We start from the raw sequence: 23975 nt of genomic DNA, 5'->3' as shown, positions 1-23975 counted from the left end.
CTTTGGCGGGAATCGGCATGTGCTTGGCGCACACCGGACTCCGCGAGCCTTTCGCCGACCAAGGCTGCGACAGGCGCTAGCCGGCGCGGCAGACCCAATCGGGGCCGGTCCGGCGCTCTTCGCTGTAGGCGTAGATATAAAGGTCTGTCGGCACGAGGCTTCGGGCTTCGGGATCGGTCGCGCGGCGGGCGGCGAGATGCGCGGCAAGCGCGCGTTGCTGGTCGCCATCGAAGGTGAACTGAAGCTGGCCGCTGGGTTCCTCGACCCCGACAAGAAGACCATAGGCCGCCGTGCCGTCGTCGCGCACGGTGCGCGGCGGGCGCAGCTTGCCGACGATGGCGAGCTCGGCATCGCCCGCGAGCACGCTTTCCAGTCCGAGACCCAGACCAAGCTCGCTTGCTCGGATCGTCCAGCGCCGCTCGTCAAGGCGCATCCGCAGGTCGTTCAGCCCCGCAAGGCTCCGATCTTCGTCGGCATCATCACCGATCCGGTAAAGCGCGCTTGCAAGGAAGATCGCGGTTTCATTGCGGTTTCCGGGGGCGACATATGTCCCCGTCCAGCTGAAGGTGCCAACCTGAGTCTCAATGAATCGCTCAGGCGCATGGCGCAGGGCCGCGTAGTCGCGGGTGAGCACGACGTCATCGCCGACAGGTTCGCCGTCACGATAGAACCGAAGCTGAAGGTCTAGGCGCTCGCATCCGTTGTCGCGGCCTGCAAACTTTAGGTTCTCGAGCCCGAACCGGAAGGACAGGCCGCGCGCCGGATCGAACCTGCGCAAGCGGTCTCCGGGCACTTCGCCGTTGATGTGGATCGGGACGCCGTTGGCAAAGACGCCGACTGTGAAGGCATCGGCATCGAGGCCCGAAAAATCGCGGTTCTCGACCTTGAATTCAGTGAAGCCGACGAACCGGCCGGGATGTTGCTCGATGCGGTCGAACAAGACGTCGAGCGGCGGCACATTCCAGTTCGGCGCGCTCGGCGTCGCGGCGAAGGCCGCCCCGAAAGCCCAGCGCGGAGGATCTTCCTGCAGGCTCCGGGCTTCGTTCCGGCAGGCGTCCTCGGCCCAGTTCGACGGCACGGCGTTGTTCAAGGCGCAGGTGCCGTCCAATGGGCAGTTCAGCTCGATTTCCGGCACGCTCCCATCAGATGGATCGGCGACATCCGGGCGCGAGATACAGAAATCAGCAACCGGCAGTTCGCCTTCGTGGCTGCGCACGATCTGAGGCCGAAGCTGACCGCTTCGTGTCTCACCCGGCCGAAGCTGGAACGGAATGTCGAACCTGTCCGGGCCGACATGCTCGTATGTCATGTAGCGGGGGATCCTGTCCCACAGGATATCGAGTTTCTCGGACCGGAACCGAAGGCGGCTTTCGTCGTCGAGCGGGCGATCGAGGTGGAGCAGCGTGTCGAGCGCATCGTCGGATTCTGCATGAACATGGGCGGACGCGCCCTCGATTTCAGGCCCCTTCTCGTAAAGGAACTCATACACGGCGTCGATCAGGTCGGTGTCGAATTCGGCGCCCTGACGGGGCACGCTTTCCGGCTCCTCACCGCGATACGATACGCCCTTGTCGTCGTCTCCGCGAAACTCCAGCAGAAAGTCGAACTTGCGGCGGGCGTCATGCTGCCGCACGCGGAACAGGAGCGTGGTATTTGTGGGATCATCGGTGACGTGCCACTGCAAGTAGAGATAATCCGAGATGTGCTGATGCAAGAGGTCCGTGACATCGGAGACGATTGCATCCGGGCTCGGATGGTCCGTGAAATGCGCGATGCCGGTGAGGTCGACCTGAATACGCAGGTCGAGCGGATCGGCGCGGGCCACCCCTGCACCGGCCACCAACCACAGGCCCGCCGACAGCAGTCCGGCGAAAATGACGGTCAATCCCCTCATCATGACGCTCCCTCCATCGCGATTTCGAGGGGGTAGGTCTCGCCCCCCCCTATGGTGACGCTCCCTTGCTGAAGCGGCGACCCTCCCGACCCCAACAAGGCCCATTCTACCACATCGCCCGCCTCCAGCGTCGTCAGGCAATCGGGCGAGATCGGTGTGGCGATGACGTAGGCTTCGAGGTCCGCCGGACCGCGACGCAGGCCGTGCAGGTTCGCCTGTTCGCGCCATGCGTTCTGAATGTGATCGGAGACAGGAAGGGCGCGGCTCTTCGTGCCCAGCCAGACAGGCTCGCCAAGGTAATCCTCCTGAACAAGGCACATGACATCGTCTTCACCGCCTCGTCGCAGCGTCAGCTGGAGATCGTGCCTGCGGTCGCGCAGGTCGGCAAGGATCGACGGCGCTGGGTGCAGGAGGATCGTGGGTTCGGCCCAGAAATCGAGCGGAAACACGAGGCTCTTCCACGGCATCCCACGCAGGCTGCGCTCCACGATCGGCAGGGCGCGGGCCTTCACGACGATGCGGTCGGGTCCCCCAAGGATGGGGCGGCGCACGGGCTGTCTCTGGGTCCGGTCCGGTTCGAGTTGCATACGCGTCGTGCGCTCGCTCTCATCGGGATAGCCGAGCATCGTGACCGTGACCACGTCGCTCGCGGCTTCGGCGGACCGGATCGCGACGGGCTGGTAGAGGCCGAACCCCACGATCAGGACGATTGCGAGGAGGACTGGGTAAAGGAGGGTGGCCAACCGGCTCTTGAACAGAAGGGTGTCGATCCAGCCGCTCCACTTGTCGTTGTGATCCGATGTCATGAAGCTTCGAAGCGTCGGGACCGCACCCAGAAGCACGGTGAGGCCGACCGTCCCGGAAAACGCGGCGAACCAGTCGGAGTAGAGCCAGGTCCAGAGCCCGCAAAACAGGATGAGCGCCAGGAAAAGGATCGCGTTGACCGAGTTTCGGATCGGCTCGGTCGGCAGAAGGCGCGCGGTGTCCTCGGGCGGGTTCACGACCCGCACATGAATCCTCTTGCCGGACTCATGCTTTCTGGTTCTGCTTCGTGCCATGGCCGAGGTCCCCTTCGTTCCCTTCCGCGCGCAATCCCGCAATACGGATCGGGCGACGTGGTCCATTAAAGCGAGTCGCGGCGTCTCACGCAAAGCCCATGATGGCGTGGCCGTGGGAAAAGTGCTTCAGATCAACGCGACAGGCGCCAGAACGGTCGAGCGGATCAGGGAACGAGACCGCCCCCGAGCCGTGCTTGCCTCTGGGCCGGATCATCGTCCGGGGCGTCCGCGAGGGCGACGAGACCGTCGAACATTTCGCGACCGGCGGCGGCATTGGTGACCATCCAGCGCGACGCGAGCGCGGCGGCGGCGGATGTTCCTGTGACACGCGAGCCGGACCCTGTGACCACGCCGATCGAGCGGATGCCGCCGATGAGGTCCGATTGTTCGGACGGCGCGGCGACCGTGGGTTCGGCCCGCGACGCCTTTGACGCGTCCCCGTCCTGACGCACGCTTGCTGCGCCTGAATAGGGTGCGGGACGGGATGTACCGGCGATCACGCCGGCAATGCGCGTCGCGGAGGGCGCCGAGGCGATTGCGCTCATCGCGCCGAAGCCGGTCACGTATGGGCCCACGAGATAGCTCTGCCGCCCGCCCATCCCAAGCGCGCGCGGATCGTCGTCGCGCTGCACCCACAACTCCACCATCTCGCCGTCTGCAAGCCCGTCACCTGTTCCCCGGTTGATCTCGACCTGCCACGTGCCCGAAGGACAGCGCCGGGCGGTGCCGGTCTCGGCTGTGGGGATCAGCGCGATCAGCACGCGCCAGCGCGACCCACGGTCCAGGTCGGCCGAAAGCTGGCCGATCGTGCGGCCGCCTATCAGGATCGAGGCGTAGCGGCGCGGGTCGCCGGATGCGCAGAGCGCGTCATCCGGTGAAATGTCGATCCTGTCGCTTTCGAGCACTGTGCCCGAAGGTGGGATCACCCTTACGCTCCAACCGGCGGGGTCGAACCCGTCGGGCAACCAGAGTTCGAGATAACTCGACGTCCTGTCGTCGGGTGGCAGCGCCCAGCCAATCCGCGCGCGGCCCTCAACGAACCCGGCACTGTCGATCTCAGCATGCATCTCGGCGTCGAAGTGGTTGCCCATCGGAAGGACGATGGCGGTCTTCGGTTGCAGGGCGCGCCGGCTTTGGAGAAGCGCCTCGATCTCGGTTTCGACGACCGAGTCCCCGTCGTGCCGACCGGCGTTCCAGCCATAGGACAGGTTCACGATCAGCGGCAAAGGTGCTTGCGCGCCGATGGCATCCGAAAGCTCCTGCGCCCGCGCGAAGACGTAATGCAATGCCGCGAGCATGTAGGTCTCCTTGCCAAAGCCGGATGTGTCCCAGGCCACCGTGTTCGGGAGTTGCACACCGATGATCGCGACCTCATCGCCCTGTGCGGGCAACTCCGCGAACGCGCTGTTGCCCGCCGCCAGCCCGAGGATATGTGCGCCGTGAGTGGCGCGTTGGTCGAGGACGCTGCCGAGTTCATGGATTTCGCTGTCGATGGCGCCGCACGCCCGGTAGAGTGCGCGTTCGTCGGTGCCGAAGCCTGCGCGCAGGTCGTCGATCTCTCCGTTTGCGTATTCGCGGCCGAACGGAACGCGGTCGGCCTCCCGCGCACGGGCGGATTGCAGCCACAGGTGACTGATGCGCGTGTTTCCGTTCGCGGCGAGAAAGGCGCGATTTGCGAATGGAAGGCCGTCGTCGATCACCGCAACGATCGCGGTCGGCCGGACATCGGGTTCGCGCCAGTGTTCGGCGGCGCTGTCCGGGTCGTAGGTGGCAGGCCATGTGAGTTCGGGAACCGGAAGGTTCAGGCGGACACGGGATGTGTCCTTGCCGTGTGTGAATGCACCGAGACACCGGGTCAGGGTTTCGTCGGATACGTCTTCAGTGTCGAGATCGCGGAATGCAAAGGGAACCGCGGCGGGGGGCTGGGCGTCCGGTCGCCACAATGGCGGAATGCGGACCTCGGCGTTTTCCAATGCGTGAGGATCGCCCCCGCCTTCCAGGATCGCCGCCATGATCGAGGAAGGCCGTCGCACCGCCGGGAAGGCAAAGGGACGCCCCAATGCGGGCGAGAACACCCAGCGTTCATACGGTCCGGCATACGTTTCGAACCCGCCCTTCTGCCCGACCGACGCCATGTCAACCGACCTGACGTTCGGCCATCGCCGCGTCCCAGAGCCAGGTGAAGGCCGGAGACGCGTTTGCCGATACCTGCGCCTCGTCGAAGGTCAGGCCCGCGGCATCGCGGGCGTCGTCGTCGCGGAAATCAGCATCGAAGAAATCGACATCGGCCGCATTCAGACCGGCAACGTTCGTGGATACGTCCAACCCGCAACGGCCCAGGATCGCGTGGCCGACCGCCGTGCCGAGTGTCGCGCCGGCCCAGCTGTCGATGGGGTAGTGAACGCCCGCGATTGTGCGATTCACGGCAATACGTTCCGCCAGTGCGCGCAGCACACGGACGCGCCCGTCCTGATCGGCCAGGCTCGCCCATTGCGTCGTCAGCGCCTCGAGCACCGTTGCGACGGCGTAGGCTTCGGTCGCGTGAGCGGATGGAAAAGAGCCGTGACCCGGCGTCGGGATCATCGGCATTATGCGGCCGTCGACCTGATCGGGACGTCGCACCGCGAGCAGCGATTTCAGGATCATCGCCGTATGCGCGGCGGCGACCTGCGTCGCGGTGACAAGCTCGAATGTGTGTTTGTGCTCGGCGGTGTTCAGCCCAAGGACCATCGCGAAATACGGTGTCGGGAAGCCCAGTTGGGAAATGACCTCGACGCCGCGTTCATCGCGAAGCGCCGCATAGTTCCTCACGTGGCGGCACTGCGCAGCGAGAGTTTCGCCATCGGGCCGGTGGAGCGTGACCCAATCCGCGCCGTCGATCGAGAGCGTCGCGCGATGTTGGCCCCCTTCGCCGTCGGTACGCCAGGACAGCCCCGAAACGAACTCGCTTACGTAAAGCGAGCCTCGGACCCAGACCGCCATGCGCCCGAAATTGGACGGATCGCCCGGCACGAGGTCTGCCGGGGCCGGTGCGTCACCCTCGTCCATAAGATGTCGCAGGGCCTCGGCAGTCAGTCCGAGGCCGGTCGTCGTGAGGCCATCGTAGCCGCCCACGTCTCCCGCTCCGAGGAATGAGCCGATCCCGATGAAATTGCCGACGCCACCGACGCCTCCAACGCCCCCGACGCCCCCGACGCCGCCCACACCACCGACTCCGCCTACTCCACCTACTCCCCCTACGCCACCGTATTGGCTCATGGTCTGATCCTTTCCGTTGTCATCAATTCACGCCCGCCGCACCAAGAGCTTCGACCACGCGTTGACCCAGCTTGCCTTCCATCGACGGGTGGGTCTTGCGATATTCTTCGAGGCTGAAGGTCGGAAATTTCCGCTTGAGTTCGATCGCCGTCTGGCGTGCGCCTGCACCATCGCCAAGCCCGTACTGGGCCGTGATCTTGGCGCGCAGCGTCGAAATGTGCCGGTCGTTCACGATCAGGCTGCGATTTGCCAGTTCCAACGCCCGCGGCAGGTCTCCGGCTGAAAGGTAGGCGGTGCTGGCAAGGCTGTCGAAATAATATCCGAACGGATCGAGCGGCGACAGACGCCGCGCGGTTTCGGCCGCCTGAACAGCGGCGTCGCCCTTGTCCTGAAAAGCCAGGAGAGAGCCGCGCAGTAGCCAGCCGAGGCTTTCATTGTGGTTCCTGTCCAACGCCGCGGTGTAGCGCACCCCCGCTTCGTCGAGACGCCCGAGAAGGTTGCCGTGGATGAAGCCGTCGATGGTCAGCGCGAAACTCGACTCCGGGTCGAGATCGAGCGCCTGCCCGGTGCAGCGCAGGGCGTTCTGCGTGTCGTGGTCACGGTCGGTCGTGTACCCTTTGAAGACGTTCAGGACGTGCCAGTTGCCGAGCCAGGCATGAACATCGGACTCGTGCGGTGCGCGTTTCGCGGCTTCCGACAGGTAGCTACGCGCGGCAAGGAAATCGCGCAGGCGGCTGCGGTGCATCAGCGAGACGCCGGTGATCAGCAGTTCATGGTCCGCGATCTGCGGGATCGGCTGACCCCGCGTGGATTTCATGGTCCATTCCGCAACGGTATGGCCGACGCCCCGCACGATATGTCCCACTTCCTCAAGCAAGGCTTCGCTGGCACGCCCGCTGGGCACGACGACGTTGCGGTTCCACAGGATGCGCCCGGTTTCCGTATCCAGAAAATCGAGATCGCAGATGACTTCGTTTCCGTGCGCGCGCAGGCATCCGGTGACGACATAATCGACGCCAAGCCGCTCGCGCACATCTTCGAGGTCCACGATACGCGACGCCATGCGCCGCCCGGAAAGGTGCGAGATGACCGTCATCAGGGTGGAGCGGGACAATGTGCGACAGAGTTCCTCGGCCACCCAATCGCCCAGGACCGTAAGGACCGGATCGCCATCGGGGCTGGTCAGCGGAAGTGCCGTGATCGTGGGTCGCAGTCTTTGCGACGGGCGCGCTGCGGCCCGGCGGAGCACGACGAGTTCATCCTCGCACCCGCGCATCTGTTCGACCCATTCGAGAAACCGGCGTTCACGCACGTTCAGATCATGCAGGAACACGCCGCGACCGTCCTGAAATCGGACCCGGTCGAGATCGAGCTGGATGTCGGTCATGGTCGTGTGAAAGATCCGGTCGAAATCGTCGCCCATCATCTTGCGCAGATCCGACAAGGCGCGGCGCAGGTTCTGGTGGCCGCTGTCGTAATCCGCCTGCCCCCAGAGCATTTCCTGAAGGTAGGCGCGCGACCGGCGGCCCATCGGCGCGGTGGCGAGCAAGGCGAAGAGCGCACGGTGCTTGGCACCGCGCACGTCGACGCCCGGTTCTCCGGGGACCCGGACCGAACATGTTCCGAACAGGGAGATGTCGACTTGGCTCACGTCACAATCCTTTCCCTAGCGTCACTCTAGGGTCCGGCCACGCCCGCTGTATAGAGTTTCACGCTTTTCTCACGCCTGACCGCTTTGCCCCTTGTCGTAAGCTGGCCGTGCGAGGGGTTCGGCGGGAGTGATGATGGAAGACGGTAAAGACATCACGGGGATCGAGAACCTGTTCGAATTCTACCGGCATTGGCCGGAATTGCGGAATGCGATGCTGGATCTTGCGAATTCTGACCGGCTTCGCGAATTTGAGCGAACGATCCTCAAATCGATGATCGCCACGGTTGATCGCGTGGGCCCGAACGACCTGCATCACGACGTCGAACCCTGAGCTTCTCCCTTTTCTTGGCCCGGCTCCGATACGGAACCGGGCCTTTTTTCATTCGGCAACCGGGTTGAGCATTGCGCCCGGGCGGTCCGCGTCCAGCGTGAATTCGCGGGATCTCTCGGGGTCATGGCACTCGGCTGTGAGTGCGACGTAACCACGAGCCTCTCCCGTCGGCGCGACGGCTTCAGGCAGGAGGCGCGCTTCGATATCGCCTTCGGTGCAGGTGTCCGACAGGCCGATGCGTCCGGTCCGGTCGTCCTGCCAGCCTATGGCCGGAAGCACCCGCGAAAGAACCTCGGCATCGACGCGACCGACCAAATCCCCCGCCGGCTGCCCTTCGGCGGGTCGTCGCGCAATGACCCGGTCCTCGGTGATCGCAAGACCGTCCGGGAGCACGAATGCGACGCGCACCGGCTGGTAGATCTCGGGACAGGCCTGAAGCGTCGGGGCAGTTTCGACCACCAGGAAATTTTCTCCCGCCCCGTCCCTGAGGTGGGTCAACCGGACCCCGGCATCGGCCCTGCACGCGTTCGAGAATTCGAGCACCAGCGCGCCCGCTTCCACCGAAATCAAGGCCGGCCCCGGCGCGACCGGGGCGAGCGAAAGTGCGAACGCCGGCAGCGCCCCGGCACCGGCGATGAGGCCGATCATCCTGACCAGCGCCTTCTTGGTTCCATGCGTCATCTCATTTGTCCTTTCATGGGTGAGGCCCGGTCGATGCCGGGCCTCGCGGTGATCGCTCTGTCGGAACAGGGTCAATAGGCCGCTTTCCAGCTTTTCAGGTTCTCGAACACCGCTTTGCGAATGCGCGTCGCGCCGTTGAGCCCCGTCCAGTCCGTTCCGTAAGCGTGGATGCCGTAGATGATCCGGCTGCCTGCCGAGGAATTGTAGACGTATACGCCGCTGCCGCTCATGCCTCCGAACGTGTCGCAGGGATAGTAGAGGCGGTAGGTCGTCTTCGGTCCGAGGTTGCAATAAGCGTGCCACATCGTACCCCAAGGCTTGTCGGCCGGGTAGCCGTTGATGTTCACGTTGTAGTCGGGCATCGGGCTTTTCCAGCCATACCCCATCCATCCGACGGTGCCCCCGATATCGCTGTCGAGCACGATCATCGCGTAGTCGTAATTGCGCTTGTGATCGCGGGTCCAGCCGCGGACCGAGACGGCGCGCCGCCAGCCGATCTTGCCATAGGGCCGCGCCGATCCGTTCTGACCGGGCGAGAAGGACAGCGAGGAATACCAGCTGTCATTGTCGATATTGTAGACGCAGTGGCCCGCGGTCAGGACATGGCGCGGCCCGATCAATGTGCCGGTGCAACCGATGTCGATGCGCCCCATCGTGCGGAACGGATAGCTCGTCGTGCCGTTGATGCGGACGCGCGTGTCGGTTCCGATGACGCTTTCCGCGCTCACGGACTCGCCTGCGAGCGCCTCGGCTTCCTCGTTGTCGCCTTCTGCCCCGGCTTCGATCACGCCGCCGGTTTCGAGCGCGAGGCCATCCTCGATCGACAATGCTTGAAGCGTTTCGAGAAGCAATTCGACCGTCGCGTCGTCCGGCGGCAACACCTCTGCGGTCCCGTCGGGCGACACCGCCACCGCCGTCAGCTCGTCACGCGCCTGTTCGGCGGTGAGAGACAGGGCGTCCTTGATGTAAGTATCCACGATCGGCAGGCGTTCGGGCGGCACGAACTGCGTCGAGTCGTCGAAACGCACGGTGATCGTGGGAGATCCTCCGCCATCGGGCTGTCCGGACCCGGTGTTACCGGGTTCGAAATCGGTGTCCTGCGCCAGCACGGCCATGCCGCTCATGACGAAGGCGGTTGTCATAATCATCGCGTATCTGAAATTCATTTTCATTCCTCCGGTTTGCGCGGCCCCATCCGTGTCAGGAGAGAATTGGTCCCGAACGGGACCCGGTCGCACCGACGCGTGTCCGGCCGCAAAATGTGTCCGGCACGAAACGAGATTGCCGGTGGAAAAACCGTAGCAATGGAGCTTGGAGGAGCGCGTGTGAAAAGGCTGTGAAGCACAGTCTTCACGAAGATGGCGGGGATTAACGCACTGAATTAAAAGAATTACTGGCGGATGTCGACCACGATGTCGGGTTGCGCGAAAGCGACGCCTTCGAGGTTGACGAGCCAGCCCGCGATGGCGGCTGCCGACCGTTGCGGGTCGAGTTCGAGTGACGCGCCCTGATCGCTGCGCGCAATCGGATCGAGACGCGCCGCCAGCGCGGCCGCCAGCAGCGGGTCGCCCAAACCGAGGCGGAGCGTCTGGCCCTGGACCGTGGCGCCCATTTCCTCCCAATCCGGCGCGAAACTGACGGTGCGGCCCGATCCGAGCCTGATGTCATGGATGGGAAGGCCCACGAGGTTTTCCAGCGCAACGGCAAACTCGGATTCCGCCTCGACATCGGCCCCGCCAGCCGCGTTGTCGTCCCAGGCGGACGCAAGCTCGGTGCCGGATGAAAGGCCGACGATCAGGCGACCTGTCTCACTCAGACCCGTCTGTGCGTGGCCCGGGCCACAACCGGCAATAAGCGCCCCGCAGAGAAGCGGGACGCCGAACTTGTTGAAAATTGCTCTCTTAAATTTCATCGTTCCTTCTTGGGACTCTCCGTTCTCTCGACATCTTCCACGTCCATCGTGGAGATCATGCCACCGTTTTCATCCGCCGCGTCGGTCCGGTAAACAGCCCTGACTTCGAGCGGGACCGGCGACAGGACAGTCAGGAACCCGTCCACGAAGGCGCCGCTCGCGACCGGGTTCCCCAGCCGATCGCCCACGTCTTCGCAATCGGCGGCGAGCGCATGACCGGCAGGAAGCTCGTCCTCCGCGATCCGGCGGGTGTCGCCGGGTCGCTGCCGTCCGGGCGGGACCGCGAGGCTCAGGCGCTTCTCGATCATGATGTCCTTCTGGCTCGGGTTCATCACGTTCACGATCGTATCATAGCCCACCTTGCCGCCTTCGAGTATCGTTTCCCGCTGCCCGCATATGAACTTCGCGTCATACCTGTAGGCCGTTTCGCGAGGATCGGGCGGCTCCGGCGGGTCGGTCTCCTCGAGAACGAGGTTCAAAAGGCCCGCGCCACAGGCTTCGGAGCACTCGGTCGTGGTTCGTGGCGTGGCGGTGGCCTGAAGCTCGGCGAGGATTTCGGCCGTGGTCAGGCTCGGATCGTTCGCCAGCATCAGGGCCGCCGCGCCAGCGACGTGCGGTGCGGCCATGGATGTGCCGTTGTACCAGGCGTATCCACCGCTCACGAGACTGAGCACACCGTCGGGCTGACCGTCGCCATTGTCGTCACGCTGAACGTCGCCACCGGGTGCCATGATCTCGACCGCCGGTCCAAAGTTGGAATACCGCGCGAGATGGCCCCGAGCGTCCGAGGCCGCGACGGTGATGACATTGGCGCAACTCGCCGGGAACGCGTTGGACGCCGACATTGTATCGTTGCCAGCCGCCACCACGACCGTCGTGCCAGCAGACACAGCATCGTTGATCGCGGCCTGCGTCGAGGGCGAGGCCGAGCACGGCACGGGTGCGCCGAGGCTCATGTTGATAACGTCGGCCGGCGTCGGGTTGGCCGGGACACCGGGGACCGGAAGACCGGCCGCCCATCGGATGGCATCGTTTATGTCGCTGGTGGAACCTCCGCACTTCCCCAAGACACGGATCGATTGGACCCCCACGTTCCACGCGACACCCGCGATGCCATCCGAATTGTCCGACGCTCCGACGCCGACCGTGCCGGCAACGTGCGAGCCGTGCCAGCTGTTGCCCCTCGCGGGGCTTCCCGGACCGCATTCGCCCGCCGCGACCGCGTCACCCGCATCGAACGGGTCCGCATCGCGGCCATCCCCGTCAGCAGCGCGCGACGGGTCCGAGATCATGTCATAACCACTGCGGATATTGCCGGAACTGACCACATCCGCGTGGTTGTCGAGTATGCCCGTGTCGATCACGGAGACCGTCACCGAACCGTCTCCGGTCGTCACGTCCCATGCGGCGGGCAGGCCAATGCCACCGGGCGACTGGTCGGGACCGGTGCCAAAGTCGTGGTAATGCCATTGCAGCGGGTAATGCGCGTCCCCCGGCGTGAGGAACGGGTAAAGCTCCCAGTCCGGCTGCGCATATTCGACATCGGGAAGCGCCGCGATTTCCGACGCGATGCCCTGAACGGTTTCGCCGAGCTCCTGCGCGTTTTGTGCGTTCAGCAGCGTCGCGACATTCACGCGGTAGATAAGCTCGCCGCCGGACGTAATCTCCGGCGCGGCCTCGAGCCCGAGTGGCACGACCTGATCGGTCGAGAGCCGGCCAAACTGGTCCAGCCCGGTTTCGCGCAGTTTCACGATGATGCGTCCCGGAACGGTCTGGGCGGTTTCGGGAACCGGCGGAAGATCGACGGCCGGAAATTCGGCTGCGTCCTGCGCTGTCGCCGCGCCCGTGATAGCCATCGCGAGGGCGGCGGACATTACGATCGGTTGCCTGAACGTTGAATACTTCATGATCCAAATCTCCTTCTGATGCCGTGTCATCGCGAAAACCGGCGATGCGTCCCCGCAGCGGGGCGACGATTGAAGGATGCCTCAGGTTCGCATTGGACCGTGTGTGAGATCAGCGTGAAAACATCGGGAAACTCGGCCCGCGTCAGGCATGGCGCAACGCAACGACCGGACGGGGGGGCCGCATGCCCCGCCCGAAAGAATCGCCGCTGGACGGTGCACGAGGCAGGACCGATTTCGATGCAACCTTCTCGAATGGCCACGTGGGCAATCTGCATGGGCCCGGGAACAGAAGTCGCGCGCGGCCGGGTTTCGGTTCGAGGTGAACCGGGTCGACCTGACGCCGCGGGACCTCTATGAGTACCAACAGGCGTCGATGCAGACGAAAAAGATCGGTGGCCTGATGAAGGAGTGCGCAAACGTGCTTGATAATCTCCTGCTTCGCGACGATGACCCACCGTGCGGAGGTATCGAGAGTCCCGTTGGGCCCGACGCGCGGTTTCTGATCACGATGGCGGGTCGATAGGCGCATGGGCCGGGACGGCGATCTTTCGCGTCGTGCGGTCATGATCTCCGGTGCCTGCGGCCTGATCGCGGGCGCGCCTCAAGAGAGCCGCGCACAGGCGGAGACCTGGACAACCGCGCCGCCCATGCCCACGCCTGCGCAGGAAATCTATCCGACCTTCCACAACGGCACGCTCCACGTCGCGGGCGGCATTGCGGCGCTCAGGGCAGACGGGCGGCTGGATGTCTCCGACCGGCATCTGGCTTACGACCCGGGCGTGCGAAGGTGGCGGGACGTGGGCGCTTTGCCCTATGCCTCGCATCACGCCCAACTTGTAAGCCATGGCGGGCAGCTTTTCCTTATCGGCGGTTTCCGTACGGATGCGAATGGAGACTGGATCGCCAGCGATGCGGTTCATGTGCTTGGCGACGATGGGTGGCGCGCACAGAACCCACTTCCGCGCCCGATCGCCGAATGTTGTGCGGCAATCATCGACGGTCGCATTCACATCGTCGCCGGGCGCACGCCCTCGGGACGGGCGAACGCCAATTGGCGCGACCACACCGACACCGACACGCATCTGGTATTCGACCCCGGTGCGGGACGTTCGATCGAAGCGCCACCAATCCCGTCACCACGCAACAGCGCCGCGTCCGCCGCTATCGACGACAGGATGCTTGTTTGTGGCGGTCGCACGGTATCGGGCGACCTGTCGGATGATCTCCTGATGTTCGATCCTGCGCAGGGCGACAATGGAGGCTGGGTTCGCCTCGCCCCCATGCCTGAGGCACGCGCCGGTCACGCGGCGGCCATCGTCGGCGAGACGATGTATGTCTTTGGCGGCGAATGGTTCGGCCCGGGCGGGTCGGGCGTTTTCGAAACAACGCTCAGCTACAGCGTCGGGCAAGACCGATGGACGACCCTTGGACCAATGCCGGTGCCGCGCCACGGGCTTGGCGCCGCCGGGTACGGTGGCGACGTTTTCGTCGTGGGTGGCGCGGAACGCGCGGGCGCAGACGGCACCACAGCGCGTCTCGACCTTTTCAGCCCGGGGTAACCGAGCCCCGCCGGTAAGACGGTTGCCGGGATCGCCCAAGTCGTGGGGCGGGTGAGGTGCGGCGCCCGCCTAGTCGGCCTTGTCCCCGTCCTTCCCCCCGACCTGACTCCCGATCACCTCCCCCAACCGATTCATCGCGGGCGCGGACACGGCAAGATCGAGGATGGAGTCGACGATCTGAGACACCGGGGAGCCGCGCTCGACGGTCTCTCCCCCACCCTGCCCGCGACCACCGAGCCCGTTGACGTTGTGGATCGTGATGCTGTCGATCTTCTCGGCTGGCTTCACCATCTGGCTCACGATGCCGGGCATGGCATCGAGCCGCATCTTCTCCATCTCCAGCGCGGCGAGCGCGTCGGAGCGGGCGTTCTGCGCCTTGATCCGCGCGGCTTCGGCCTCGACCTCGGCGAGTTTCAGGAGCTTCATCGCTTCCGCTTCCTCGCGCTTGGCTTCGGTCCGGTCCTTGGCCGTGGCCTTGTCGCTTTCCGCCGCGATGCGCGCGCGGGTCGCAGCCGTCTCGGCGTCCTGCTGGGCCGCCAGAAGCGCGACGGCCTTGCGCCGCTCGGCCTCGGCCATCTGGCGCGCAGTCTGGATCGCTTCTTCGGCCTTCACCGCCTCGGCGCGGGCCGTGTCGGCCTCGGCGCGGGCGCGGCTTTCTTCCTGCGACTTGGCAGAGATCTGGATCTGCCGCTCCTGCTCGGCGATCTGAAGCGCGCGTTCCTGTGCGATCTCGGCCTCGCGGATCGCGAGTTCGCGGGCGATGTCGGCGGACTGGATTTCCTGCTCCATCCGAATGCGCGCGTGGGCGGCCGAGCGTTCGGCATCGGCCTTGCGGCTCGCCACCTCGGCCAGTTGCGCGGCCATCAGGGTTTCGACCTCCTGCGCCTGTGCGATCTCGGCCCGACGTTCCTCAAGGTCGATCTCCAGCTTCCGGCGCGAAGCTTCCATCGCCGTGCGGCGCACTTCGACCTCGCTGTCGCCCTCGATCTGGGCGCGTTCACGTTTCGACTTGGCGATGACCTCGGCCAGCTTGCGCATCCCGACCGCGTTGAAGGCGTTGGTCTCATCCAGCGAGTTGAACGGCGTCTGGTCGAAATCCGTTAGCGACACGCTGTCGAGTTGCAGCCCGTAGCGCCCCAGCGTCTCGCCCAGAATGTCGCGCACCTCACGCACGAATTCGGCGCGGTTTTCATGCAGCTCGTCCATCGTCATCTGCGCCGCGACCGTGCGCAGCGCGTCGATCATCATGCCGTCGATCAGCGCCTTCAACTCGTCGGGCTGGAACGTGCGCCGCCCAAGGGTCTGTGCGGCGCGCGCGATGGCTTCGGGTTCGGGCACGACCGAGGCATAGAACTCGGCCCCCACATCGACGCGCATCCGGTCCTTGGTGATGAGCGCAGAGTCGCCCTTGCGCACCACGTCCATGCGGATCGTCTGCATGTTCACGCGGTTGATTTCGTGGAAATACGGGATCGCCAGCGTGCCGCCGTCGATGACGACCTTGCGCCCCCCGACCCCGGTTTTTACAAGGCTCATCTCGTTCGTCGCCCGTTCATAGAACCACGCGGCCAGCGCGATCAGAATGGCGGCGACAATGACGAGGAGGATGATCCATCCAATCGCAGTCATGACGTGTCCTTTCTCAGAAGACCGGCGGGAAATGACGACCGCCACGGTCGAGGGTGATCCAGCGCAGCTCGGTGAACGCGTCGAGCGACCAGCGCCCGCCGTAACGACCCACGCCCGACGCCTTGGTGCCGCCGAAGGGCACGTGCGGCTCGTCGTTGATGTTCTGGCAGTTCACGTGGCAGATGCCGGTTTCGATATGCTCGGCCATGCGCAGGGCCTTGGCCTCGTCCCGCGTCATGATCGCCGCCGTCAGCCCGTATTCGGTGTCGTTGTTGAGCGCGATCGCCTCGGCTTCCGTGCGGAACGGGGCGACGATCACGACGGGGCCGAAGGTTTCATCGTGCCAGATGTCCATGTCGGTGTTCACGTTGGTCAGCACCGTGGGTTCGACGAAATTGTCCCACGCATTGCCACCCAGTTCGACGGTCGCACCCTTGGCCACGGCATCGTCGATCAGCGCCTTGACGCGCAGCGCCTGCCGCGTGTTCACAAGCGGGCCGATCACGTTGTCCTTGTCCTTCGTGTGTCCCGTCTTCAGCTTGGCGGCACGGGCGAGGAACTGGCGCATGAAGTCGTCGTAGACGCCCTCCTGCACGAGGATCTTCTCGGTCGACATGCAGACCTGACCCTGGTGCATGAAGGAGCCGAAGTTGGCGGCCTTGGCGGCGTGGTCGAGGTCGGCGTCGTCCATGATAATCATGGAATCCTTGCCGCCGAGCTCCACGCAGGCCTTTTTCAGATGCGCCCCGCACTTGGCCGCGATGTGGCGGCCCACGGCGGTCGATCCGGTGAAGGACACGGCCTTGACGGTCGGGTTCTCGATCATCTCGTCACCCACGGCGCCCACGCTGTCGCGGCTACAGGTCACGACGTTGAACACGCCGGGCGGGATGCCCGCCTCGTCGAGGATTTCGGCGAAATACAATCCGCCGGCGTATGGTGTGTCTTCGGACGGTTTCAGAACCACGGTGTTGCCCACCGCGAGAGCCGCCGCAAATCCGCGCGAGGTCAGGATACCGGGCATGTTCCAAGGCGAGATAACGCTGACGACGCCCAGCGGGAACCGTGTGGCCATCATGAACTTGTGGTGCTCGGACGGGAGCACCTCACCGATGTTCTGATAACAAAGCGCCGAAGCCGAGCGAAACACTTCGGCCACGTAGCCTGCCTCGAACACGCCTTTGCCGAACCAGCCGCCGCCCTCTTGCACGGCGGCGTTGATGAAGTCGCCTTGGCGCTTGTCCCATATCTCGGCGATTTTCAGCAGGTAATGCGCGCGTTCGTGGAAGGCGAGGCCCGACCACGCCGGGAACGCCGCCTTGGCCGCCGCGATGGCGCGCCGGGTATCCTCGGGCGAGCCGTCGGGGATGCGGGCGTAAAGCGAATTGTCGGACGGGTTCAGGTCGTCGAAGGTGCGGGACGCGGGCGTCCACTGGCCGTCGATATACATGCCCTTGATGTTGGGCGCGGTGTTGGGACTGTCGAGCATGGGTGTCTCCTCTCCCTCAGGGTTTGCCGCGGGTGCGGGTGCGCGAACGGTCGCGGGCCCGTTGGGCGGCGGTTTCGATTTCTTCGAGCATGTCGCGCAGCCGGTCGCTGTGATGGCCGAGGTCCGGCATGGGTCGGGCCGGTTGGCTTGCGCGGGCGGGCTTCGGCGGCTCGGGCATCGGCGCGGGGCGCGGTGGCAGCGCGGGCGGGGCGCCCTTTCGCGACGACTGGCTCGCCGCCTTGGCGACGATGCTGGCCGTGTCGATGCCTGTGGGCGTTGGCGTCGCGGCGAGCGCGGGCCGGGGCGCGGGTCTGGCGACCGGCGGGGCCGGTGGCGGTGCCGGGCGCGGGGTCGGCGGTGGCGCGGGCTTGGCGGGCCGCGCCGGGGCGAGACCGCTCATCGCCTGAGCCGCGATGTCCGAAGGCGACGGGCCCTTTGCCGGGCGCGGGGCGGGTGCCACGCCCCCGACTTGATCCGGGGCCTCTGCGCTACGGGGTCCCGGCTCGAGGCCGGGACGGGTGGGCCCGCGGGCAGATTTCGCCGCCGCACCGCCCAAGTATGCCTTTTGCACCGCCGGGTCTTTGGCGAGGTTCGCGCCGGTGTCCTCGTGAATGATCTCGGTGTTTTCGAGCAGATACCCGCGATCCGCGATGGCGAGGGATGCCTTTGCGTTCTGCTCGACGAGCAAGATCCCGATCCCCGTGTCGCGCACCGCCCGAAGGCTCTGGAACAGTTCCTTCGACAAGAGCGGCGAGAGGCCGAGCGAGGGTTCGTCCAGCGTCAGAATGGCCGGGTTCGACATCATCGCGCGACCGATGGCGACCATCTGCTGCTCGCCGCCCGACATGGTGCGCGCGACCTGTTTGCGCCGCTCCAGAAGCTTTGGAAACAGCGTATAGACCCGGTCGAGGTTGGTGCGTTCAGCATCCTTGGCACGCTCGGAGTAGGCTCCAAGCGTCAGGTTTTCCTCGACCGTCAGATCACCGAAAATGCCGCGCCCCTCGGGCACCAGTGCGATGCCTTCCTCCACGATCCGGTCGGGCTTCATGCCGACGAGTTCGTGGCCGTTCATGCGGGCCGAGCCTGTGACCTTGCCTTCGCAGATGCCGCTGATCGCCTTCAATAGCGTCGATTTCCCCGCGCCATTCGCACCGAGGATCACGACGATTTCGCCCTTGCCGACGCGCACGGATGCCTTGTTCAGCGCCGGGTGCTGGCCGTAGGCGGCGGAGAGTCCTTTCACCTCAAGCATCGTCGTCCCCCAGGTAGGCGCGGATGACTTCGGGGTCGGACAGCACGTCGTCCGTCGACCCTTCCGCGATTTTCTTGCCCGAGGACATGACCACGCAATTGTCGCACAGCGAGCGGATCGCATCCATGACGTGTTCGACAAGGATGATCGTACGCCCCTCGTCGCGTAGGCGGTGGATGAGGTCGATGCCCTCGGTGAGTTCGGTGGGGTTCAGCCCCGCGAGCCATTCGTCGAGCAGGAGCACTTCGGGTTCGCCCGACAGCGCGCGGGCGAGTTCCACACGCTTGGTGTCGATGTAGGTCAGCTGGCCGACATGAGACTTGGCCTTGTCCGCCATGCCGATCATTTCGAGCACCTGCATCGCGTGGCGCTCGGCCGATTGCCCCCAGCGACGGCGATGCCCGAACACGCCCCCGGCCATGACGTTTTCGAGCACGTTCATCGAGGGCAGGAGCCGGACGAGTTGGAACGTTCGCGACACGCCTTTGCGCGCAATGGCCCGCGCGGGCAGCCCGGTGATGGTGCCGCCGCGCAGGGAGATTTCTCCGTCGGTCGCGGGCAGCGCGCCGGAGATGAGGTTCAGCGTCGTGGACTTGCCCGACCCGTTTGGCCCGATCAGACCCAGCACCTCATGCTCGCGCACGTCGAAGCTGACGTTGTCGACCGCGACCAGACCGCCGAACTGCTTGGTCGCACCACGCAGCGATATGACCGTATTCGCCATCATGCCATTGCACTCCGCTTTTTCGCGCGGCCCCTGAGCCGGTCATAGAGGCCGACGAAGCCGCCGGGCAGCAGATAGACGATGGCGAGGAAGCTGAGACCCAGAAGCAGCGTGGTCTGGTTCAGGAAGGAGGACGAGATCGCCTCCCACAAGAGCGTGAAGGGAATGACCCCGACGAGCGGACCCCAGAGCCGTCCGGTGCCGCCCAGAAGCGCCATGATGACGACCTGGAACGAGAGCATAGGCGTAAAGGCGGTGGCGGGTTCGATGTAGATGTAGCGCGGCGCGATCATCGCACCGACGATGGCCGCAGTGGCCCCCGAGACGACGAAGAGCGCGACTTTGGAGAGCGCCGTGTTGATGCCCACATGCCGCGCCACATCCTCGTCATCCCCGATGATCCTGAGCGCAAAGCCAAGCTTGGAGCGGCCGATGGCCCAACCCAAGAGGAACACCAGCGCGGCGAGGGCCAGGAGCTGCCAGTAGATGTGAGGATCGGTCAGCTCGGTCAGCACGTAGGTGCCCTTGTGCCCTGTCTGGTTCTGATACCACGTCACCGCTTGGCGCGTCATTTCCGCGAGCCCCAGCGTGAAAATCACGAAATAAACGCCAGAGAGGCGCAGCGTGGCAAGGCCGACGAGGGCTGCGATTACGCCGCCGATCAGCCCGGCGATGGGGAGAAGCAGCCAATAGTTGATGTATTCGATCCCCGACCCCATGACATAGGTGCCGATCCCGAAGAACGCCGCCGTGGCGAGCGAGATGTAGTGCGTGGGCCCCGAGAACAGCGCCCAGCTTGTCGCGAGCACGGTGTACATCGCGATCGAGACGCCGAGCGAGATCAGGTAGCCGTCACCGGTGAGCGGCAGCAGCGCCGCCACGACGAGCAGGGCCGCGCCCCAGCCAAGGTTCTGCCAATCCGCCCGCTTCATGTCGGTTTCTTTCCGAAAAAGCCCTGCGGACGGAAGAGCAGGATCAGGATGAAGAGCGCGTAGGCTGCGACGAGCGTCAGGCCCGGGTCGATCACGGAGGCGACGAAGGTTTCGCCCACGCCCAGCACGAGAGCGGCGAGGATCGTGCCGCGCACGTCACCGACGCCGCCCATGATGACGATGATGAGCGCCTTCATGGTGAACATCACGCCCGTCGAGGCATCGAGCGTCAGGAAGGTCGAGATCACGGCTCCGCCCACGGCGGTCACCGCGCCGCCCAGCGCAAAGGCCCGGGCCGATAGCTTGGGCACGTCGATGCCCACCAGCCGCGCGTTCTCCGGCGACACGGCGACGGCGCGAATGGCCATCCCGGCGCGCGAGACGTTGAGCCACAGAAACAGACCCGCGCAGAGCACCGCGGCGCAGATGAACGCCACCACGCGGTTCAGGCCGTAGTTGTCTCCGAACACGGTGATGGGCCGTGCGAGGTAGGAATAGCTGAAATAGTCGCCTCCGAAGGCCCAGATCATGATGCCGACCATCACGAACGACAGTCCGAAGGTCGTGAGGATCGCGTCGACTTCCAGCATTCCCCGGTTCTTGGCGCGTTTCACCAAGGGCCGCAGCATGATGCGGTAGACGAGCCAGTTCAGCACATAGGCCAGCGGCGCGACCAGAAATATGGTCAAGAGCGGGCTGACCTGACCGACGGTGAACAGGGTGAAAGCGGCGAAGGCACCGATCACGAGCATCTCGCCATTGGCGAGGTTCATGATGCGTGACACGCCGTATTGCAGGTTCAGCCCCAGCGCGATGAGCGCATAGGTGCCGCCGAGGATGAGACCTGTGATGAGAATGTCCATAACGTCTCCGAATTGGATGGCAGGCCCGACTTGCGCCGGACCCGCCTTGGTCGTGAGTGGTTATTCCCAGCCGGACTTGAGGATCGGCTCCACGGCACCGTCGCGGCCCGTTTCCTTGATCCCCTTGAACTCGCCCCCCTGCCACTGACCGACGGTCCAATAGGCGGTGTTGGAATTCTGCTCGTCGAAGTCGATGGTGCCCATGACGGTCTCGAACGCGTTGTCCTTGATGAACTGCGTCACCTCGGCCATGTCGAGCGTGCCGGTGGTTTCGATCGCTTCCTCGAGGATCTGGAGCGAGGCATACATCATGCCCGATGCCCAGTAGTCCGGCTTGGCCCCGGTCGCGGCCTCGTGACGCGCGGCATAATCCATGAACTCGGGCGACGCCGTGTTGACGCCGCCGATCCCCATGACGCCCTCGGCGGCCGCGCCGAAACGTCCGGCGAAGGCCGGGAAAGCGGTTGCGACAGCGGTGTAGAACGCCTTGACGTCCAGCTCTTCGATCATCGCCTGTTCGGTCAGCCCGAAGGTGTCGGGCGGATAGGACCATGCGACGAAGGCATCCGGGTCAGCGCCCTTGACCGCCTTCATGATCGGCGACAGATCCTGCGTTCCGAGCGGATACGAGGTCTCATAAACCAGCTCGAACCCTGCGGCCTCGACCGCGGGCTTGGCGACCGCCATCAACTCGATCCCGAAAGCGTCGGCCACGTTGACCATCGCCACGCGGTTGCCGATCTCACCGGCTTCGCGCAGGTCGGTCAGAACCTCCACCGCATCTTCGGCAAGGTCGGTGGAGCGACCGAGCAGGAAGAACATGTCGTTGAACTGGCCCGAGAGATCACCGATCTGGTCGGTCGCGGCAGACGATGTGATCTGGGGGAACCCGAGCCGGTCGAAGATCGGCGCAGCGGCGATGTTCAGACCCGTCGAGTAAGGCGCAAGGATGATGTCGGCGTTGTCCTGTTGCGCCAGACGCTGAACCGCCTTGATCGTCTCGGCTGGGTTGGTCTGATCGTCGTATTCGATGACTTCCAGCATCCGCTGCTCGCCACCCACGTTCAGACCACCGCGCTCGTTCACTTCCTCGACCCAGAGCTGAATGTTCGGCCAGTGGGTCACGGCGGCACCGCCTGCGAGCGGCCCGGTCTTGGGGGCCACGGCGCCAACGATGATGTTGTCCTGTGCGAAGGCCGCACCGGCCACCAGCGTCGCTGCCAGCGTGGTCGTCACCTTGAAGAATGTTCTCCGTTTCATGTGTCTCCTCCCTAGATTCACGCGTCTTGCGCGTTTTGATTACGTCCAGAACGGGTAATCTGATCTTGGCTCCTGGACGGTGATCCACCGGAGCTCGGTGAATTCCTGAATGGCCGAGGTTCCGCCGAAGCGGCCGTAGCCGGATGTCTTGACGCCACCGTATGGTTTCGACGGATCGTCGTAGACGGTAGGTCCGTTGATGTGGCACACGCCGGTCTCGAGCCGCCGCGCAACGGCATGCCCGCGGGCCTCGTCTGCCGTGAACACCGAAGCGGCAAGGCCGTATTGCGTATCGTTGGCGACCGAGACCGCCTCTGCCTCGTCCTCGACCCGGATGATCGCGGCGATCGGCCCGAAACTCTCTTCGCCGTAGATCTGCATTTCCGGCGTGACCCGGTCGAGCAGCGTGGGTTGCACATATGCGCCCGACACCTCGCCGCCGACGACCAGCGTGGCCCCACGGGCGAGCGCATCGTCGATCAGACGGCCGACCCGTCGCGCCGCATCGGCACTGATCAGATCGCCGACCTTGGCCCCGTTCCGCCGCGCGAGGAGTTCCGCGCATTGCGCTTCCATCGCTGCGACGAACCGGTCGGCCACCTCTTCCACGACCACGACGCGTTCGGTCGACATGCAGATCTGACCCTGGTTGAAATAGGCCCCATAGGTCGCAGCCAGCGCGGCTGCCTCGATATCGGCGTCTTCCAGCACGATGAGCGAGGCCTTGCCGGATAATTCAAGGAGACAGGGTTTCAGGTGCCGCGCCCCGATCTCGGCCACACGCCGCCCGACCCGTGTGGAACCGGTGAAGTTGATGCGCCGCACCGCCGGGTGCCCGGCGAGCGCGTCGACGACCGGCTCCGCCATTTCGGGCGCATGGATCACCGAGGTGAGCGCGCCCTCGGGCAGGCCAGCCTCGCACAGCACATCGACGATGCGTGCGTGGAGCATGGGGCAAAGCTCGCTGCCTTTGAACACGACGGTGTTCCCGCAAGCCAGCGGCCAGACGATGGCCCGGACCGCCAGCGTCACCGGCGCGTTCCACGGGGCGATGGCGAGCACGACACCAACCGGCTCCCGGATCACGGTCGAGCGGACACCATCGCGCTCCGACACTTCGGCAGACCCGTTGACGAGGTCGGGAATCGTCATCGCCTCGTTGAACACGTCCGCCGCGATGGCGACGTTGAAACGAACCCAGTCCGGGGTGGAGCCCAGTTCCTCCCGCGCGATTTCGACGAAGTCTTCGGTGTGGGCGATGAGCGCGTCGCGGGCCCGGGCAAGCAACGCACGCTTTTCGTCGTTGGGCATGGCATGCCAGATCGGAAAGGCAGAGGCAGCGGCGTTCGCGGCATCCTGCGCGTCGCGCGGTCCGGCGGCGACAGCCCGTGTGACCGGCTTGCCGCTGACCGGCGACAGGCGCTCGAAGACGGCACCGTCACGTGCCTCTACGCCCGCGCTGCGGATATGAAGCTTGGCTTCGAACATTTTCCTCCCTCGGACCGGCGGTGTGCCCCACCGTGACCGTGACCCTCAGCATGACCGAGGTTCGACAGAGAAATAATGCCGAAATAT

Annotated in this window: 19 protein-coding genes; 2 read left to right on the top strand and 17 right to left on the bottom strand. The window is 65.0% G+C overall.

The features are described from left to right. Positions 1 to 76: 76 nt before the first annotated feature. From KJP28_RS01720 to KJP28_RS01700, 5 genes are all read right to left on the bottom strand, one after another. Positions 77 to 1894, bottom strand: a complete 1818-nt coding sequence (locus KJP28_RS01720) for a hypothetical protein (protein WP_218390501.1) — start codon at positions 1892 to 1894, stop codon at positions 77 to 79. Beyond that, positions 1894 to 2952, bottom strand: coding sequence for a hypothetical protein (locus KJP28_RS01715; protein ID WP_218390500.1), 1059 nt, complete (start codon positions 2950 to 2952; stop codon positions 1894 to 1896). The genes KJP28_RS01720 and KJP28_RS01715 overlap by 1 nt, the downstream gene beginning before the upstream one ends. Positions 2953 to 3116: 164 nt before the next feature. Continuing rightward, positions 3117 to 5087, bottom strand: coding sequence for a S8/S53 family peptidase (locus KJP28_RS01710; protein WP_218390499.1), 1971 nt, complete (start codon positions 5085 to 5087; stop codon positions 3117 to 3119). Between the two features lies 1 nt (position 5088). Next, a complete protein-coding gene (locus KJP28_RS01705; protein WP_218390498.1) occupies positions 5089 to 6210 on the bottom strand; it encodes a phosphatase PAP2 family protein in 1122 nt (373 codons plus the stop codon). A 22-nt stretch (positions 6211 to 6232) separates the two neighbouring features. Further along, on the bottom strand, positions 6233 to 7861 hold the full coding sequence (locus KJP28_RS01700; protein ID WP_218390497.1) for a hypothetical protein: 1629 nt from the start codon (positions 7859 to 7861) through the stop codon (positions 6233 to 6235). A gap of 133 nt (positions 7862 to 7994) precedes the next feature. Between KJP28_RS01700 and KJP28_RS01695 the strand changes: the two genes are divergently transcribed. Beyond that, positions 7995 to 8192 (top strand): hypothetical protein, encoded by a 198-nt coding sequence (locus KJP28_RS01695; RefSeq protein WP_218390496.1) that lies wholly within the window; start codon positions 7995 to 7997, stop codon positions 8190 to 8192. A 48-nt stretch (positions 8193 to 8240) separates the two neighbouring features. Here the strand turns inward: KJP28_RS01695 and KJP28_RS01690 are convergent, their stop codons facing one another. The 4 genes from KJP28_RS01690 to KJP28_RS01675 form a co-directional block, all read right to left on the bottom strand. After that, positions 8241 to 8873 carry a hypothetical protein gene (locus KJP28_RS01690; RefSeq protein ID WP_218390495.1) on the bottom strand — a complete coding sequence of 211 codons (633 nt, stop codon included), beginning with the start codon at positions 8871 to 8873 and terminating at the stop codon, positions 8241 to 8243. A gap of 71 nt (positions 8874 to 8944) precedes the next feature. Next, positions 8945 to 10039, bottom strand: a complete 1095-nt coding sequence (locus tag KJP28_RS01685; RefSeq protein WP_218390494.1) for a trypsin-like serine peptidase — start codon at positions 10037 to 10039, stop codon at positions 8945 to 8947. A gap of 224 nt (positions 10040 to 10263) precedes the next feature. Beyond that, the gene (locus tag KJP28_RS01680; protein WP_218390493.1) at positions 10264 to 10785 is read right to left on the bottom strand and encodes a hypothetical protein; all 522 of its coding nucleotides are present in this window, start codon (positions 10783 to 10785) and stop codon (positions 10264 to 10266) included. Further along, positions 10782 to 12692, bottom strand: a complete 1911-nt coding sequence (locus KJP28_RS01675) for a S8 family peptidase (protein ID WP_218390492.1) — start codon at positions 12690 to 12692, stop codon at positions 10782 to 10784. The genes KJP28_RS01680 and KJP28_RS01675 overlap by 4 nt, the downstream gene beginning before the upstream one ends. A gap of 527 nt (positions 12693 to 13219) precedes the next feature. On the opposite strand from KJP28_RS01675, the gene KJP28_RS01670 reads away from it, so the two are divergent. Next, positions 13220 to 14251, top strand: a complete 1032-nt coding sequence (locus KJP28_RS01670) for a Kelch repeat-containing protein (protein WP_218390491.1) — start codon at positions 13220 to 13222, stop codon at positions 14249 to 14251. 69 nt (positions 14252 to 14320) lie between these two features. Here KJP28_RS01670 and KJP28_RS01665 read toward each other — a convergent pair whose 3' ends face one another. From KJP28_RS01665 to KJP28_RS01630, 8 genes are read right to left on the bottom strand one after another with little or no spacing between them, the layout of a single operon-like run. Further along, positions 14321 to 15880, bottom strand: coding sequence for a flotillin family protein (locus KJP28_RS01665; RefSeq protein ID WP_218390490.1), 1560 nt, complete (start codon positions 15878 to 15880; stop codon positions 14321 to 14323). A 13-nt stretch (positions 15881 to 15893) separates the two neighbouring features. Next, positions 15894 to 17369 (bottom strand): aldehyde dehydrogenase family protein, encoded by a 1476-nt coding sequence (locus KJP28_RS01660; protein ID WP_218390489.1) that lies wholly within the window; start codon positions 17367 to 17369, stop codon positions 15894 to 15896. 16 nt (positions 17370 to 17385) lie between these two features. Beyond that, positions 17386 to 18621, bottom strand: a complete 1236-nt coding sequence (locus tag KJP28_RS01655) for an ABC transporter ATP-binding protein (RefSeq protein ID WP_218390488.1) — start codon at positions 18619 to 18621, stop codon at positions 17386 to 17388. After that, a complete protein-coding gene (locus tag KJP28_RS01650) occupies positions 18614 to 19345 on the bottom strand; it encodes an ABC transporter ATP-binding protein (protein ID WP_218391665.1) in 732 nt (243 codons plus the stop codon). The genes KJP28_RS01655 and KJP28_RS01650 overlap by 8 nt, the downstream gene beginning before the upstream one ends. Further along, positions 19345 to 20277: a branched-chain amino acid ABC transporter permease gene (locus KJP28_RS01645; RefSeq protein ID WP_218390487.1), complete on the bottom strand. Its 933-nt coding sequence runs from the start codon at positions 20275 to 20277 to the stop codon at positions 19345 to 19347. The genes KJP28_RS01650 and KJP28_RS01645 overlap by 1 nt, the downstream gene beginning before the upstream one ends. Beyond that, entirely contained in the window at positions 20274 to 21140 is an 867-nt protein-coding gene (locus KJP28_RS01640) for a branched-chain amino acid ABC transporter permease (RefSeq protein ID WP_218390486.1), read from the bottom strand. Before KJP28_RS01640 ends, KJP28_RS01645 begins: the two co-directional genes overlap by 4 nt. A gap of 60 nt (positions 21141 to 21200) precedes the next feature. Continuing rightward, positions 21201 to 22400 carry an amino acid ABC transporter substrate-binding protein gene (locus tag KJP28_RS01635; RefSeq protein WP_218390485.1) on the bottom strand — a complete coding sequence of 400 codons (1200 nt, stop codon included), beginning with the start codon at positions 22398 to 22400 and terminating at the stop codon, positions 21201 to 21203. Between the two features lie 39 nt (positions 22401 to 22439). After that, positions 22440 to 23888, bottom strand: coding sequence for an aldehyde dehydrogenase (locus KJP28_RS01630; protein WP_218390484.1), 1449 nt, complete (start codon positions 23886 to 23888; stop codon positions 22440 to 22442). Between the last annotated feature and the right edge of the window lie 87 nt (positions 23889 to 23975).

It is taken from the genome of Maritimibacter dapengensis, from assembly GCF_019218265.1.
Classification (GTDB): domain Bacteria; phylum Pseudomonadota; class Alphaproteobacteria; order Rhodobacterales; family Rhodobacteraceae; genus Maritimibacter; species Maritimibacter dapengensis.
Note: the sequence above shows the minus strand (reverse complement) of the source record. Positions and strands in the feature narration are given on the sequence as shown.